The 14,367-nt window shown below is 69.6% G+C and carries 15 protein-coding genes and 1 pseudogene; 9 read left to right on the top strand and 7 right to left on the bottom strand.

Annotation, left to right across the window (positions count from 1 at the left end; all coding sequences use genetic code 11):
• The first annotated feature begins 18 nt into the window (after window positions 1–18).
• Window positions 19–804: a DeoR/GlpR family DNA-binding transcription regulator gene (locus ACLJRL_RS00935; RefSeq protein WP_410654045.1), complete on the top strand. Its 786-nt coding sequence runs from the start codon at window positions 19–21 to the stop codon at window positions 802–804.
• Here the strand turns inward: ACLJRL_RS00935 and ACLJRL_RS00930 are convergent.
• Complete coding sequence (locus tag ACLJRL_RS00930; RefSeq protein WP_410655117.1) at window positions 794–1,687, bottom strand: ROK family protein; 894 nt, start codon at window positions 1,685–1,687, stop codon at window positions 794–796. The genes ACLJRL_RS00935 and ACLJRL_RS00930 overlap by 11 nt on opposite strands.
• Window positions 1,688–1,894: 207 nt before the next feature.
• Between ACLJRL_RS00930 and ACLJRL_RS00925 the strand changes: the two genes are divergently transcribed.
• Together ACLJRL_RS00925 and ACLJRL_RS00920 are read left to right on the top strand one after the other, a co-directional pair.
• Window positions 1,895–2,101 (top strand): CbtB domain-containing protein, encoded by a 207-nt coding sequence (locus ACLJRL_RS00925; protein WP_410654044.1) that lies wholly within the window; start codon window positions 1,895–1,897, stop codon window positions 2,099–2,101.
• Between the two features lie 14 nt (window positions 2,102–2,115).
• Window positions 2,116–2,895: a CbtA family protein gene (locus ACLJRL_RS00920; RefSeq protein WP_410654043.1), complete on the top strand. Its 780-nt coding sequence runs from the start codon at window positions 2,116–2,118 to the stop codon at window positions 2,893–2,895.
• Window positions 2,896–3,043: 148 nt separating this feature from the next.
• Here ACLJRL_RS00920 and ACLJRL_RS00915 read toward each other — a convergent pair whose 3' ends face one another.
• Window positions 3,044–3,853: an SDR family NAD(P)-dependent oxidoreductase gene (locus tag ACLJRL_RS00915; protein ID WP_410654042.1), complete on the bottom strand. Its 810-nt coding sequence runs from the start codon at window positions 3,851–3,853 to the stop codon at window positions 3,044–3,046.
• Between the two features lie 50 nt (window positions 3,854–3,903).
• On the opposite strand from ACLJRL_RS00915, the pseudogene ACLJRL_RS00910 reads away from it, so the two are divergent.
• Window positions 3,904–4,473: pseudogene (locus ACLJRL_RS00910) on the top strand (TetR/AcrR family transcriptional regulator); the annotation flags it as partial.
• Window positions 4,474–4,506: 33 nt separating this feature from the next.
• Here the strand turns inward: ACLJRL_RS00910 and ACLJRL_RS00905 are convergent.
• The gene (locus ACLJRL_RS00905) at window positions 4,507–5,964 is read right to left on the bottom strand and encodes a cobyric acid synthase (protein ID WP_410654041.1); all 1,458 of its coding nucleotides are present in this window, start codon (window positions 5,962–5,964) and stop codon (window positions 4,507–4,509) included.
• Entirely contained in the window at window positions 5,961–6,893 is a 933-nt protein-coding gene (locus tag ACLJRL_RS00900; protein ID WP_410654040.1) for a cobalamin biosynthesis protein, read from the bottom strand. Before ACLJRL_RS00900 ends, ACLJRL_RS00905 begins: the two co-directional genes overlap by 4 nt.
• Before the next feature lie 36 nt (window positions 6,894–6,929).
• On the opposite strand from ACLJRL_RS00900, the gene ACLJRL_RS00895 reads away from it, so the two are divergent.
• The 4 genes from ACLJRL_RS00895 to ACLJRL_RS00880 are packed head-to-tail and all read left to right on the top strand — an operon-like array spanning window position 6,930 to window position 9,666.
• The gene (locus ACLJRL_RS00895) at window positions 6,930–7,535 is read left to right on the top strand and encodes a bifunctional adenosylcobinamide kinase/adenosylcobinamide-phosphate guanylyltransferase (RefSeq protein WP_410654039.1); all 606 of its coding nucleotides are present in this window, start codon (window positions 6,930–6,932) and stop codon (window positions 7,533–7,535) included.
• 8 nt (window positions 7,536–7,543) lie between these two features.
• Window positions 7,544–8,563: a nicotinate-nucleotide--dimethylbenzimidazole phosphoribosyltransferase gene (cobT, locus tag ACLJRL_RS00890; protein ID WP_410654038.1), complete on the top strand. Its 1,020-nt coding sequence runs from the start codon at window positions 7,544–7,546 to the stop codon at window positions 8,561–8,563.
• Window positions 8,560–9,306 (top strand): adenosylcobinamide-GDP ribazoletransferase, encoded by a 747-nt coding sequence (locus ACLJRL_RS00885; protein WP_410654037.1) that lies wholly within the window; start codon window positions 8,560–8,562, stop codon window positions 9,304–9,306. The genes cobT and ACLJRL_RS00885 overlap by 4 nt, the downstream gene beginning before the upstream one ends.
• A 51-nt stretch (window positions 9,307–9,357) precedes the next feature.
• On the top strand, window positions 9,358–9,666 hold the full coding sequence (locus ACLJRL_RS00880; protein WP_410654036.1) for a hypothetical protein: 309 nt from the start codon (window positions 9,358–9,360) through the stop codon (window positions 9,664–9,666).
• On the opposite strand, the gene ACLJRL_RS00875 is transcribed toward ACLJRL_RS00880, so the two are convergent.
• Window positions 9,647–10,279, bottom strand: coding sequence for a hypothetical protein (locus ACLJRL_RS00875; RefSeq protein WP_410654035.1), 633 nt, complete (start codon window positions 10,277–10,279; stop codon window positions 9,647–9,649). The two genes, ACLJRL_RS00880 and ACLJRL_RS00875, sit on opposite strands and share 20 nt — an antisense overlap.
• A gap of 485 nt (window positions 10,280–10,764) precedes the next feature.
• Between ACLJRL_RS00875 and ACLJRL_RS00870 the strand changes: the two genes are divergently transcribed.
• Window positions 10,765–11,850: a DUF222 domain-containing protein gene (locus ACLJRL_RS00870; RefSeq protein ID WP_410655116.1), complete on the top strand. Its 1,086-nt coding sequence runs from the start codon at window positions 10,765–10,767 to the stop codon at window positions 11,848–11,850.
• A gap of 191 nt (window positions 11,851–12,041) precedes the next feature.
• Here the strand turns inward: ACLJRL_RS00870 and cobC are convergent, their stop codons facing one another.
• Together cobC and ACLJRL_RS00860 are read right to left on the bottom strand one after the other, a co-directional pair.
• Window positions 12,042–13,049 carry an Rv2231c family pyridoxal phosphate-dependent protein CobC gene (cobC, locus tag ACLJRL_RS00865; RefSeq protein ID WP_410654034.1) on the bottom strand — a complete coding sequence of 336 codons (1,008 nt, stop codon included), beginning with the start codon at window positions 13,047–13,049 and terminating at the stop codon, window positions 12,042–12,044.
• A complete protein-coding gene (locus ACLJRL_RS00860; RefSeq protein WP_410654033.1) occupies window positions 13,042–14,364 on the bottom strand; it encodes a cobyrinate a,c-diamide synthase in 1,323 nt (440 codons plus the stop codon). Before ACLJRL_RS00860 ends, cobC begins: the two co-directional genes overlap by 8 nt.
• Window positions 14,365–14,367 lie beyond the last annotated feature (3 nt).

The following is a 14,367-nucleotide window of genomic DNA, read 5'->3' as shown; positions in this document are numbered from 1 at the left end:
TTCGGGGAGGGAGCTCGCATGAATCGGCATGAACGGTTGACGGCCTTACTGGACATGGTGGGGGAGCGGGAAAAGGTCGACGTCGAAGTCGCCGCGGGCGACCTCAGTGTCTCCCCCGCGACGATCCGCCGGGACCTCGATCATCTGGCGGGGCGAAACCTCGTCATCCGCACCCGCGGCGGCGCCGTCGCGAGCAACGTCGCCTACGACCTTCCGTTGCGGCACAAGGCCGCGCGCAACGCGCCGGAGCAGCAGCGGATCTCCGCGGCGGCCGCCCGGATGGTCGATCCCGGCATGGTCGTCGGGCTCAACGGAGGCACCACGAGCACCGAAGTGGGCCGCGCGCTCGCCACGCGTCCGGAAATGGGCGAGCCGAACGGGGCCACGGCGCTGACCGTGGTGACCAACGCGCTCAATATCGCCCACGAACTCGCCGTCCGGCCGAATATCAAGATCGTGGTGACCGGTGGTGTCGCGCGGCAGCAGTCGTTCGATCTGAGCGGACCGCTCTCGCATCTGTTCCTCGACCAGATTTCGCTGGATCTGGTGTTCCTCGGCGTGGACGCGTTCGACCCGGTGCACGGCGCGCAGGCTCACCACGAGGGCGACGCGAGCACGAACCGGCTGATGGCGGCCCGCGCGCGGCAGGTCGTCGTACTCGCCGACAGCGCGAAACTCGGCGGCCACGCCTTCGCGAAGATCTGCGCCACCGCCGATGTCGACGTCCTCATCACCGACGGCCGCGCCGATCCCGATCGGGTGCACGCCTTCGAAGAGGAAGGCGTGCGGGTGGTCACCGCTTGAGCCGGTCCAGTGCCAGCAGGGCCGCGCCGAGCCTGCCCGCCTCGTCACCGAGTTGCGCGATCCGCAGTTCCGGCATCCGCTGGAACGTCAGGTTCGCGGCCAGCCACGACCGCACCGGTTCGAGCACGTAGTCGCCCGCGGTGAACAGGCCGCCGCCGAGCACGACGACCTCGGGTGCGAGCAGCGTGACCAGGGTCTTGATGCCGTGCCCGAGCCCGTCGAGCGCGTCGTTGACCACGGAGATCGCGGCCTCGTCACCATGGCGGGCGGCGTCGACGACCTGCTCGGCGCCTTCGGCCGGTCGCCCGGTGTGCTCGCTGTAGCGGCGGGCGATGGCCGACGCCGAGGAGATCGCCTCGAGACAGCCCGTCGCGCCGCATCCGCAGAGCAGCCGGTGACCGACGTCGATATGCCCGACCTCGCCACCCAGCCCACCCGCGGCGTACAGCTTCCCGTCCAGTTGGAGCGCGGCCGCGATCCCGGTGCCGACGGGAATGAACGCGGCGTCGGTGCAGCCCTTGCCCGCGCCGACGCGGAACTCCGCGAGCCCGCCCGCGCGGACGTCGTGCCCGAACGCGAACGGCAGGCCCAGCCTGCTGTCGAGCATTTCGCCGAACGGAACGTTCCGCCAGTCGAGATTCGCCGAGAACCGGGCCACCCTGTCGACCTCGTCGACGATGCCCGGGATCACCACGCCGACCGCGTCCGGAGTGCCCGTCCCGGCCTGCTTCCCCAGTGTTTCCACGATCCGCGCGACCTGATCCGCCAGTGCCTCGCCGTCCGCTCCGCGCGCGGTCGGTTCGCGCAGGCTGGCCAGGTCCTTCAGGTCCGCGTCGTACAAGGCCGCCTTGATGGACGTGCCGCCGACATCGAGTGCCGCCACCGCAGGTGTCATGGAGGAATTGTCACATTGACCGGATGCTTCGCGGAGACCTACGCTCGACCGGCCAGACGACGGTATCCGGAACGCGGTGAGATTCCGCGCGGTCGCGCCACTGTGACCCTGAACCAGCCGGTTCGGGGAAGCCAGACCCGGTGCCGTCGTGTCACCCCTGATGAGGCCGCGCTAGCCCGAGGAGGTCCCACCGCCATGTCCCAAGCGGTAACCGCAGTACCCGTCCCGATCCGGATCCCCGTCCGCGAGATCCTGCCGTGGGCGGTGCTCGTCATCCTCCTTTCCCTGATCACGCTGTTCTTCATCAGCGCCGAGCAGGGTGCGGTGTCGGTGTTCGCGAACTCGTACGTCCACGAGTTCGTCCACGACGGCCGGCACCTGCTGGCCTTCCCCTGCCACTAGGCGGCGCGCGCACCATGATGAGGACCTTGCTGGTCCGCGGCATGCTCGCGGGCCTGATAGCTGGCGTCTTGGCGACCCTTTTCGCTTACTTTTTCGGCGAGCCTTCGGTGGATACCGCCATCGGGCTCGAAGGCACCGCCGCGCACTCTCACAGTGATCCCGGTGCTCACGACCCTGCTGCTCATGACCCGGCCCCCGCCGAACCGGCTGCCGAGGAAGAAGAGCTCGTCACTCGTGGCGTCCAGAGCACCGTCGGCCTGCTGACCGGTGTCGGCCTGTACGGCGTCGCCGTCGGTGGGCTGTTCTCGCTCGCGTTCGCCTTCGTCTACGGACGGCTCGGCACGCTGCGGCCGCGGGTGACCGCGGCTCTGCTCACCGCCGGCGCGTTCGTGGTCGTGTTCCTGGTCCCGTTCCTGAAGTACCCGGCGAACCCGCCCGCGGTGGGGCAGGCGGGCACGATCGAGAGCCGGACTTCGCTGTACTTCGGCTTCGTCGCGCTTTCCTTGCTCGTCGGCATCCTCGCCGCCGCGTTCGGCCGGAAGCTGGCCGACAAGCTCGGTGCCTGGCGTGGCGGGCTGATCGCCGCCGGCGGCTACGTCGTGCTGATCGCGGTGGCGGCGGCGCTGCTGCCATCGATCGACGAAGTCCCCTCGTCGTTCCCCGGTTCCACGCTGTGGGAGTTCCGGCTGGCCTCGGTCGGCACGCAGCTGGTGCTGTGGACCGTGCTCGGCTTGACCTTCGGCGCCTTGGTCGAGAAGGCGTTGGCGCGCAAAGAAATTTCTAGTGTCGCGTGATCCCGCTGCCTTGCGGCGCTGTGGATCCACGTGGTTCCTGGCAAGGCGGAGGAAAGCCGCTCGTACCGGGTTGTACTCGGGCTTTTCTCCGACGCGGCCAGGGGCCGCGTGGGCCGCAGCGGCGTAAGGCAAGTGGGGTCACGCGACACTAGCCCGCAGCCCGGCTGACCGATTCCCACGACCGCCACTGTTCGACGCGGTCGTGGTGCAGGTCCACGATGACGTCGAAGTCCCCGTCGCCCAGCAGAAGACGGCGGGGCGGCGCGTCACTCGCCACCAGTTGCAGGACGGCCTCGGCGACCTTCACCGGGTCGCCGGGGACACCGCCGGCGTACTTCGCCATCAGCGCCGCGCGCACGGGTTCGTAGTCCGTGCTCCTCGGCGACATCTTCAAGCTGGTGCCCATGAAGTCGGTCGCGTAGATCCTCGGCTCGACCAGGGTGACGTGGATGCCGAAGCCTTCGACCTCCTGGGCCAGCGCGTCACTGAGACCTTCGAGGGCGAACTTGCTCGCGTTGTAGAGCCCCATGGTCGGCACGGCCATCAGGCCACTCACGCTCGACATCTGCAGGATCCGGCCCTCGCCTTGCTCGCGCAGCACGGGAAGCACGGCCTGGGTGACCCAGAGGGCGCCGAAGAAGTTCGTCTCCATGATGGCGCGCGCGTCGGCCTCGCCGACCTCCTCGACCGCGCCCATCAGGCCGTGGCCCGCGTTGTTGACGACGATGTCCAGCCGCCCGAACGCCTCGGCCGCCCGCTCGACCGTCGCGAAGACCGCGGCTCTGTCCGTGACGTCGAGCGGCAGGACGACCAATCTGCCGTCGCTCGCGGCCACCAGGTCGTCCAGCGCCTCGGGGCGGCGGGCTGTGCCGACGACGTTGTCCCCGGCCTTCAGGGCGTGCTCGGTGATGAGGCGGCCGAAGCCGCGGCCGGCACCGGTGATGAACCAGGTACGCATTCCCACTCCTCCACTTAACGAGACGGACCGTCTCGTCTCGTGGTGCTACGATGGCAGGCATGGATGGAAACGTCAAGGCCCCGGATCCGGCCCGGCGCAGCGAACGGTCGCGGCAGGCCATCCTGAACGCGACTGCGGAACTGCTCGGCGAAGTCGGCTATCCGAAGCTGGCGGTCGAGGCGATCGCGGCGCGCGCGGGCGTCGGGAAGCAGACGATCTACCGGTGGTGGAAGGACAAGGGCGCGCTCGTGCTGGACGCGTACCTGGCGCTGGTGCAGGGGGCTGGTGAGCTGACGTTCCCGGACACCGGCGACCTCGAAGCCGATCTGCTGACGGTTCTCCGCTCCACCGTGGACCCGCTGGCCGATCCGGGTTACGAGGCGTTCTATCGCGCGCTGCTGACCGCGATCCAGGGCGACGCGAAGCTGTCGGCGGAGCTGGACGAGCGGCTCATGCGGCCGTGGCTGGATGTGACCCGGGCACGATTCCGGGAGGCGGCCGAGGCGGGGCAGATCGCCGACGCCGACCTCGATACCGCCGTGGATCTGTTCTACGGGGCGGTGTACTACCGGTGGCTGCTGCGGACCGGGCCCCTCACCGAGGGGTTCACCGAGTCGGTGGTCCGGCTGGTGCTGCGCGCGCTACGGCCCGGTTCAGGCACCGGGCGGAACGAAGGGCAGGTCGACGTGAGCGCCCGTTTCGATCAGACGCAGCAGCACCTCGGTGTCGACGTGCTCTTCGACGGCGTCGGCGAGCCGGTCCAGCATGCCCTCCCGCAGCGAGCCGAACCCCGGGGCGCCGGCGGCCGGTGACCAGTCCGCGACCTCGCCCAGCCAGGCGCGGCGGAAGCCGTCGTTCTCGAACGCGCCGTGCCACATGGTGCCCCACACCGGGCCGCGCCGATGGCCGTCCAAAAAGGACTCGGCGGGTCCGGTGGCCGAGACGACGCCGTGGTGGATCTCGTACGCCTCCACCGGTTGACCACGCCATTCACCCGATGGACGGCCGAGCACCTTCTCGGCGCTGAACGAGACCCGGGCCGGCAGCAGGCCGAGTCCCGGCACGAGTCCGGCGCCGGACTCGACGTCGTCCTCGATCTCGGCGGCCAGCATCTGATAGCCGCCGCAGATCCCCAGGACCGGCCGCCCGGCCTCGGCGCGCGCCTGGACGGCGGCGGCCAGGCCGCGGGACCGCAGCCACGCCAGGTCGTCCACGGTCGCGCGAGAGCCGGGCAGGATCACCACATCGGCGGAAAGGACCGTGTCCGGATCGGCCGTCAGCATGACCGAGACGCCGGGCTCGGCGGCGAGCGCGTCGACGTCGGTCGCGTTGGAGGCGCGGGGAAACCGCACCACCGCGATGCGCAGCGAGCCACCGGTCGCGCCCCAGCCCGCCGCGGCCAGGGCGTCCTCGGAGTCGATCCACACCTGGTCGAGCCACGGCAGGACGCCGAGGACCTCGCGGCCGGTGAGCTTCTCCAACGTCTCCAGGCCCGGCCGCAGCAGGCCGACGTCGCCGCGGAACTTGTTGACCAGCCACCCGGAAACAAGTGCCTGGTCCTCGGCCGAGAGGAGGGCGAGCGTGCCGAACATCGCGGCCATCACACCGCCGCGGTCGATGTCGCCGACGACCACCACCGGCAGACCGAAGCGCCGTGCCAGCCCCATGTTGACGTAGTCGCCCTCGCGCAGGTTGATCTCGGCGGGACTGCCCGCGCCTTCGCACAGCACGACGTCGAACCGCCGCTGTAGGGACGCGAAGGTGTCGAAAGCGATCTCGGCGAGGCCCGCCCGGCCGGTCGCGTACTCCCCAGCCTCCAGCGTGCCGAACGGTTTCCCCAGCGCGACGACGTGACTGCGCCGGTCACTGCCGGGTTTCAGCAGTACCGGGTTCATCGCGGCCTCGGGCTCGACCCGGGCGGCGCGTGCCTGAAGCCATTGCGCGCGGCCGATCTCGGCGCCGTCCGAGCACACCATCGAGTTGTTCGACATGTTCTGCGACTTGAACGGCGCGACGCGCACGCCCTGTCGCGCGAGCCAGCGGCAGAGGGCGGCGGTGACCAGGCTCTTGCCCGCGTCCGACGTCGTCCCGGCGACGAGCAGCCCGCTCATCGCGTGACCGCCACCGCGACGGCCAGCGCGGCGAGACCGACGGCCTTCGACAGCCGGACGGCGCGGCGGACGTCCACCGGCTCCGGCTCTCGGCCGTCGCCGAGGACACCGCGGCGCTCGGTGCGGCCGCCGTAGCTGTTCGTCCCGCCCAGCCGGACGCCGAGCGCGCCCGCGAAAGCGGCCTCGACCTGGCCGGCGTTGGGGCTCGGATGATGCTTTCCGTCGCGGCGCCAGATCCGGAACGCGGATCGCGCGAAACCGCCGGCCAGCGGCGCGGCCGCCACGGTCAGCGCCGCGCCCACCCGGGACGGCACCAGGTTCGCCAGATCGTCCGCCCTGGCGGAGGCCCAGCCGAAGTTCGCGTACCGCGGCGAGCGGTAGCCGACCATCGCGTCGAGCGTGTTGAGCGCGCGGTAGCCCAGCAGGCCGGGGATCCCGGCGACCGCTCCCCACAGCAGCGGAGCCACGACGGCGTCCGAGGTGTTCTCCGCGATCGACTCGGTGGTCGCGCGCGCCAATTGTTCGGTGTCGAGCCCGGTGGCGTCGCGGGCGCAGAGGTGCGAAAGCCGCTGCCGCGCGCCGGGCAGATCGCCGTCGTCGAGCAGTCTGGCCATCCGCGTGCCCTCGGCCGCGAGCCCCCGGCCGCCGAGAACCACCCAGGTGGACGCCGCCGTCAGGACGAATCGGGTGAAAGGACGCTTTCGGGTCAGGATTTGGGCGGCGACCCCCAAACCGGTGACCGTCCCGGCGCAGGCGGCGGTGTACCCGGCGCCCCGAACCTTCGAATCGGCCCAAACCCGCTGTTCAAGGGCTTGCGCGGCGCGGCCGAAGCCGGCGACCGGATGTCCCTTTCGTGGATCTCCGAAGACGGCGTCGGCGACGTAACCGGTAACGAGTCCGGCTGCGGTGGCGGCTTGTCGGAGTGGCACGTGGCGAACGGTAGCGCGTGCACGAGAATGCGGGGTATGACCAAGCTGACGCACCGCCTCGCGGGGTATCTGGAGACCCTCGCGCGGGCACTTCGCCGCTACTCGCGCGACGACGGCAAGGTGCTGATACTGGGCGGCGTCCGCTCAGGAAAGTCCCACCACGCCGAACGGCTCGCTTCCCGCCACCCCCACCTGACCTACGTCGCGCCCGGGTTGCCGCCGAGCGACGACGACCCCGAATGGGCCGCTCGCGTGGCCGCGCACCGCGCGCGGCGGCCGGGCAACTGGAAGACGATCGAGACCACCGATCTGGCCACGGTGCTGCGCACGGCGACGCATCCGCTGCTCATCGACTGTCTCGGTACCTGGATCAGCCGCGTGCTCGACGAGGTCGGCGCGTGGGACCAGCGCAGAGGCTGGGAGCGACGGCTCGACGACCGCCTCGAGGACTTCCTGGCGGCGTGGGCGCAGGCCGACGTGCCGGTGATCGCGGTGAGCAACGAGGTCGGCAGCGGTGTGGTGCCCGGAACGGTGTCCGGGCGGGTGTTCCGTGATGTGCTGGGCGCGCTGAACAACCGGGTCTCCGCCGAATCCGACCGGACCGTGCTGGTCGTCGCCGGGCGGTTGCTCGACCTGCCTTAGGAGTACGCATGCGTTTCGCCATCCCCACCCCGGACGCCGACGCCGAGGCCGCCGCGCGGACCCGGCTGGACGGCCTGGTCAAACCACTGGGCTCGCTCGGACGGCTCGAAGACCTGGCCGCGTGGCTCAGCGCCGCGCACGGTGTCGTGCCGCCGCGCCCGCTGGACGACGTCCGGGTGGTCGTCTTCGCCGGAGACCACGGGGTTTCCGGGATGTCGGCCTATCCCCGCGAAGTCACCGCGGCGATGGTGCGGGTGTTCCTCGCGGGAAAGAGCGGCGTCGGCGTCCTCGCCGGACTGGTCGGGGCGAAGGTGCGGGTGCTGGACATCGCGGTGGACTGGGACGGCTCGGACGTGCCGGCCGAGGTCATCGCGCACAAGGTGCGGCGGGGTTCCGGCTCGATCGACGTCGAGGACGCGCTCGAAGCCGGTGAAGCGCTGAAGGCGTTCGAGCACGGGCTGGCGATCGCGGACGAGGAGGTCGACGGCGGCGCGGATCTCCTCATCCCCGGTGACATGGGGATCGGCAACACGACGGTCTGCGCGGCCGTGGTCGCCTCGCTGCTCGGCCTTTTCCCGGAAGACGTCGTCGGTACGGGCACCGGGATCGACGAGGACGGGCGGGCTCGGAAGCTGGCGGTCGTCGAGGCCGCGTTGATCAGGGCCGATGCGGCGAAAGACCCCTTCACGTTGCTGACCGCGCTCGGCAGCGCTTGCCTCGCCGCGACGGCGGGCTTCCTCGTGCAGGCGGCCGTGCGCGGGGTGCCGGTGCTGCTCGACGGCGTGTTCTCCGGTGCCGCCGCGCTCGTGGCACGGGAGATCGCACCAGGCGCCGAACAATGGTGGCTTGCGGGACACCGGTCGACCGAGCCTTCGCAGGCGTACGCGTTGAGGGCGCTCGGTTTGGAGCCGATCCTCGACCTCAGACTGCGGCTCGGCGAGGGCAGCGGCGCCGTCCAGGCGGTGCCGACGCTGCGAGCGGCGCGCGCGATCCTCGCGGATATGGGTCTGCTGGCGGATCTGACTTGATCTTCGACGCACTGAAGATGTCGGTCGGCACCCTGACCACGATCCGGGTGCCGGCGCCGGGGGTGATCGACCGTCGGGTGGCCGGGGCCGCGATGGTGCTCGCTCCCCTGGCCGTCGTTCCGCTCGCGGCCGTCGCCGGGCTGATCGTCTTCGCGGGCGAAGCGATCGGCTTACCCGCCTTCGCCAGTGCGGCGCTGGCCTTGGGCGCGGTGGCGCTGGGCAGCCGCGGGCTGCACCTCGACGGTCTCGCCGACACGGCCGACGGGCTGGGTGCCTCCTACGACCGCACGCGCGCGCTCGAAGTCATGCGGCGCGGGGATTCCGGGCCGACCGGGATCGCGACGCTGGTGCTGGTGCTGCTCGTCCAGACCGGGGCGCTGGCCGGGGCGATCTCGGCCGGGCACGGGACCGCGGCCGCCGCGATCGCGGTGCTCGCCGGGCGCGGTGTGCTTTCCCTGTGCTGTTCGCGCGGTGTGCCTTCGGCGCGGCCCGAGGGTCTGGGCGCGACGGTCGCCGGTGCGGTGCCGGTGGCGGCGGCCGTGGTGGTGTTCGCCGTACTCGCGGGTTCGGCGGCGCTGGCGGTTCCCTGGTGGCGCGGGCTCGTCGCGGTGGCGCTGGCCTACCTGGCCGCGTCTGCGCTGCTGGCGCGCTGTGTGCAACGGCTGGGCGGGATCACCGGAGACGTTCTCGGAGGCTGCGTCGAGATCGGCGTCGCGGCGGCATTGCTGGCTTTGTCCTTCTGACGGGGCAACCTCTCGGCCCGTTCGCGCGTGGACGCGGTGAACGGAGGTCCGATGTCGGTATTCAGGTGGCTCATGGCTCTGCTGACCGCGTTGGGGTTTCAGACCGCGGGCGCGCTGCCGTACGAGCTGTACACCCATTGCGGCGTCGACGAAGCACTCGTCGACGGCATCTACTTCGAGGCCGACCGGCCGCTGATCGGCGAGGCGTCCAGCGCTCCCCCCGGCTGGGACAATCCTTACCAGCGCGGCACGATGACCCTGCCGGAACCGGGCCGGGCGGTGTTCCGGGACGATCGCGGGCACGAGGTCACGTTCCACTCGCGGCCTGGGGCAACCGGGTTCAAGCGGATTTGTGACTAGCGTTGACCGTTGCCAGCTTCTCGTCGATTTCGGGGAGCCAGAAGCACAGTTCGAACGTCTTCATCCCGGCCCAGAGACCGAGTTTGCGGCCCTGCGAAACCAGCGTGACCGACGCGAGCAGGAGCAGCACCGCCACTCCCGCGGCGATGAACGGATGCTTGCCCGCGAAGATCTCGACGATCGCGGCGACCGCCCCGAACAGCAGCGGTGGCGCGCAGTTACGCACCATGAGCCCCGAAGCACGCAGCCGCGCGACGTCGACCGCGACCTCCTTGTCCTGCAGTTGCAGAGCACACAGCAAGAGGTGCGGGTTCTCCTTCAGGAACGCGCGATCCTTCGCCGCCGGCGTCCGGCGGACGAAATCCTCGGCGGCGTTCCGCTGCCGCCTGCGCGGCACGATCCGCTCCATGGCCTCGCCGAGCGGGTACGCCAGATAGCCCAGCAGGAAGCTCAGCACCACGATCACGACGACCAGCACGACCGTCGGCACGCCGCCGATGCTCGCCGCGGTGATGATGTGCAGCTTGGTGCCGAGATAGCCGAAGAGCGCGACGTACAGCGCGCCGGGGATGGTGTAGGCGAAGAGATCGAAGACGCCGATCGCGAAGTTCACTGGCTCATCCAACCACTTCGGGGTCTGGTTCGGGCGGAATGGGCCTTCTCTGGCTCAGGCGGCATCCATCGTGCGGGTGTGGGTGGGCGGGTTGGCGGCGCCGTCGTCGGTGAACTGCTTGTGCGGGTCGTCGGTGGCGGGGCCAGGTCGCTGACTGTCCACAGGGGACATACGTCTGCGGTATTGGTCACAGGCTGCGGTCGATGGTCGCGGGGCGTAGTGTTGATCTCGGAGCGGCCGAGGTGGAGCGGGCGACACGGTTTGTGATGCTGGTGCGCATTCCCGGGGCTCGTACTGCGGATCTGGCTGCACCCTTGCCGTCGAGGAAAGCGGCATCAAGTCCACAAATAGCCTGGAAGTCGAACGTTAGTTCGACTATGATTATTGTCATGAACCTCAAACTCGTTTATCAAACTCAAGCGGCACGTTTCCTTGAAGCCTCGTTCGCCGAGGAGTTGGTGCTTCGGCGGGCGCAGGGTCGTCAGGTGCGTGCGTTAGCGGAGTTCGCTGACTGGGGTGGGTCGCGAAGATCGGTGACCGAGGAGGTCGCTTTGCGCTTCTCGGTCTCTCGTAATCAAGCGTTCCTGTTGCTCGAAATCTCGTGTGCTCTGGTGTCTCGGTTGCCGAAGACGTTGGCGGCGTTGGACTGTGGGGATATCGATCTGTTCAAGGCGTCGAAGGTCACCCAGCTCACCCGCGAAGTCTCCGACGAGGTCGCCGGGCTGGTCGATGAGCACATGTCGTCTCGCCTCGCCGACCGTGACCCGGGTGCGATTCGTAGTTCGGTCGCTTGGGCAGTGCAGAAGTACGACCGGGATGGGTATCGCGAGCGGGCGGCGAAGAAACGGGCGATGCGTCATGTGTCGCTGGGGCATGAGGGCGAGACCATGTCCACCCTCTCCGGATATCTCCCCTCGGAAATCGCGAGTTCCGTTTATGCCTCGCTCGATCGTGGTGCGCGTACTCGACGGGACGCTGACAAGTCCAAGACGTTGGATCAGCATCGGGCTGATCTGTTCGCCGAACGCTTGTTGGCCGAAGACGGGCACGGTAAGCCGAAGGCACACATTCACGTGTACGTGGATTTCCTGACCCTCACCGGTGTCCGCAACGACCCCGCGTTCCTCGCCGGATACGGGCACATCCCGGACTGGCTCGTTCGGGAGATCGCCTCGGACCCTAAGTCGACGTGGTCGCGGTTGATCACTGATCCCGCCACCGGTCAGCTCTTGGAAGCCGGTGCCGACAAGTACCGGTCACCGGCGTCGCTGGCGCGGTTGATCAAGGCTCGGGATCGGGAATGCACCCAGCCGGGCTGCCATCGTCCGGCGGAGTTCTCAGAGATCGACCACATCGTTACGTGGGCGCAGAACGGAAAGACCAACCACCACAACTGCCACGGCTACTGCAAGATCCACAACCTGCTCCGCAACGAACCCGGCTGGTCGGCAGAGCCCACCGGCAACGGCGGCATGACCATCACCACCCCCAGCGGCCACACCTACACCGCCACACCGGAACCACTCCACGACCCACGACCTGAATCCGACGACGAGCCGCCGCCTTTCTGACGGGTTCGTACTGATCTTTAGGGCCAAGAACCTACGTCGGGCGAGTTTGCGATCCCGCTTGGCGGTGCGCAGACGGCGGTTTCGCGTGACTGGACGGACGACACGGGGCGGGATCCGGCTGCGGGCGTGTCGTCCGTCCAGTCACACGTGTCGTCCGTCCAGTCACGTGAAACCGCCACCCGGCCGACGCCTCACATCGCAGCGGCGAGTGCCTTGAGGAAACCGTCCACCGTCTCCCGGTCCCGCACGGCGATCCGCAGGTAACGCGAGTCCAGCCCCGGGAAGGTATCCCCGCGTCGCACAGCGAACCCGGCTTCGCGCAACCGTTCCCGGACGCTGGACGCACCGGGCAGCCGTACGAGCACAAACGGGCCCCGCGGCTCGCCCAGCACCTCGACACCCAGCGACGTCAGCCCGGACACCAGGTACTCCCGATCCGACTCGGCCGCGACCGCGAGCTTTTCGGCTTCCTCCAAAGCCGCCGGACGGCAACAAGCCACCACGGCGACGGCGGCGAGAGACGACACCGACCAAGGCGGCTGCACCGCGCCCAGACTGTCCACAACGGACTCATCCGCCAGGACGTATCCGGCCCGCAGTCCCGCGATTCCCCACGTCTTCGTCAGGCTCCGGAGGACGGCGAAACCGGGTTGCCCCGCAACGCTTTCGGTCTCACCGGGGACGGCGTCGAGGAACGCTTCATCGACGACGACCAGACGGCCAGGCCGCCCCAAGGCGAGGAGGTCCGCGGCCGGATGCAACACGGAGGTCGGATTCGTGGGGTTGCCGACGAAGACCAAGTCGGCTTCTTCAGGCACAGCGCGCAAACGGAAGCCGTCGTCAGGCGAGAGCAGCATCCGGTGCACCGGATGACCGGCCGCGCGCAAAGCGGCTTCGGGTTCGGTGAACTGCGGATGCACGACCACCGCAAGCGACGGTCGCAAAGCCGTGGCCAGCAAAGTAAAAGCCTCGGCCGCACCGGAAGTCACCAAAACCTGGGACACCGGAACCGAATGACGGGACGCCACTGCGGTGACAGCGGCGGTGACGTCCGGATAGGCGGCCAGATCGTCCAAGGCGGCCGCAAGTTCGGCGCGCAGCCACGACGGCGGCACGGGAAGCCGTACGTTCACGGCGAGGTCGACCAAGCCCTCGCCGACCTCGCGATCGCCGTGGTGCCAGAGATCGTAGTCAGCCATGAGCATGCACCGCGGCGGCGAACCGCTCGGCGAGTTCGGGATACCCGGCCCAGTGCACATGCAGGTAGGAGGCGTGCAGCGACGCCGAAGCGAAGCCATCGGGCGTGCGGTCCCAGCCCCAGGCCGGGGTCGGCCCGCTGCCAGGTTCGAGGACCGTGCGGTGGAACTCGTGACCGGTGACGCGCTGACCGGCGACGGCCAGGACGTTGTCCGCGGGAGAGAAAGCCTTGCGGTAGCCGAGTTTCCCCCGTTTGGTCATGTGGGCCGAAGCGTCGAGGACGCCGGCCATCGGCATCCCGTCGATGTCCTGGCACAGGTAGAGCAGCCCGGCGCATTCCGCCACGACGGGCATCCCGTCGTTGACGGCTCGCGCGACCGCCGTCCGCAGCGGGACGTTCGCCGAGAGTTCTTCGGCGTGCACTTCGGGAAAGCCGCCACCGAAGTACAACCCGGCGCATCCCTCGGGAAGTTCCTTGTCGTGCAACGGATCCACATCGACGACATCGACACCGGCGGCGGTCAGCAACTCCACCGTCTCGGTGTAGCGGAAGGTGAACGCCGGACCGGCCGCGGCGGCGACCACGGTGCGCGGGCCGTCATGAGAAAACACTGGCCGCCAAGGCTCACCCGACAGGCGGGAAGCCGAGCGCGCGATCTGCATGACAGCGCCGAGGTCGACGCCCTCGCTGATCCACCCGGCCAGTTCAGGCAGCAGCCGCGCCGACTCCGCGGCCCGTTCGGCCGCCGGGACCAGACCGAGGTGCCGGCTCGGGGCGTGGATCTCTTTGTTGCGGTACAACGTTCCCAGCAGCGGAACCCCGGTCGCCTCCAGCGCGGTGACGATCTCGTCCGCGTGCCGCTGCGAACCCAGCTTGTTGAGGATCACCCCGGCGAGCCGCACGCTGGTGTCGTACTGCGCGAACCCGAGCACGGTCGCCGCGACACTGCGCGACGCGGCCGAAGCGTCCACCACCAGCACGACCGGGGCGTCCAGCAGCCGCGCGACGTGCGCCGTCGAGGCATAGCCCTCGGTGCCGAGCGCACCGTCGAACAGGCCCATTACGCCTTCGATGACCGCGACGTCGGCTCCGGCGGAACCGTGCAGCAGCAAGGGAATCAGCTGCTCCTCGCCCTGCAGGAACGGGTCGAGGTTCCGCGCCGGCCGACCGGTCGCGAGCGCGTGATAGCTGGGGTCGATGAAGTCGGGCCCGACCTTGTGCCCGGAAACCTCGAGCCCTCGAGCCCGCAGCGCGGCCATCAGCCCCGCGGCGATCGTGGTCTTGCCGTGCCCGGACCCGGGCGCGGCAATGACCACGCG

It is taken from the genome of Amycolatopsis sp. lyj-112 (genome assembly GCF_046549055.1).
Lineage (GTDB): Bacteria > Actinomycetota > Actinomycetes > Mycobacteriales > Pseudonocardiaceae > Amycolatopsis.
This window is presented reverse-complemented; position numbering and strand designations above follow the sequence as displayed.

Coding starts and splice junctions, on each gene's coding strand:
- ACLJRL_RS00925 (WP_410654044.1), top strand. CDS start 1,895: ATGTCCCAAGCGGTAACCGCAGTACCCGTCCCGATCCGGATCCCCGTC.
- ACLJRL_RS00935 (WP_410654045.1), top strand. CDS start 19: ATGAATCGGCATGAACGGTTGACGGCCTTACTGGACATGGTGGGGGAG.
- ACLJRL_RS00895 (WP_410654039.1), top strand. CDS start 6,930: ATGACCAAGCTGACGCACCGCCTCGCGGGGTATCTGGAGACCCTCGCG.
- ACLJRL_RS00880 (WP_410654036.1), top strand. CDS start 9,358: ATGTCGGTATTCAGGTGGCTCATGGCTCTGCTGACCGCGTTGGGGTTT.
- ACLJRL_RS00920 (WP_410654043.1), top strand. CDS start 2,116: ATGATGAGGACCTTGCTGGTCCGCGGCATGCTCGCGGGCCTGATAGCT.
- cobT (WP_410654038.1), top strand. CDS start 7,544: ATGCGTTTCGCCATCCCCACCCCGGACGCCGACGCCGAGGCCGCCGCG.
- cobC (WP_410654034.1), bottom strand. CDS start 13,049: ATGGCTGACTACGATCTCTGGCACCACGGCGATCGCGAGGTCGGCGAG.
- ACLJRL_RS00915 (WP_410654042.1), bottom strand. CDS start 3,853: ATGCGTACCTGGTTCATCACCGGTGCCGGCCGCGGCTTCGGCCGCCTC.
- ACLJRL_RS00905 (WP_410654041.1), bottom strand. CDS start 5,964: ATGAGCGGGCTGCTCGTCGCCGGGACGACGTCGGACGCGGGCAAGAGC.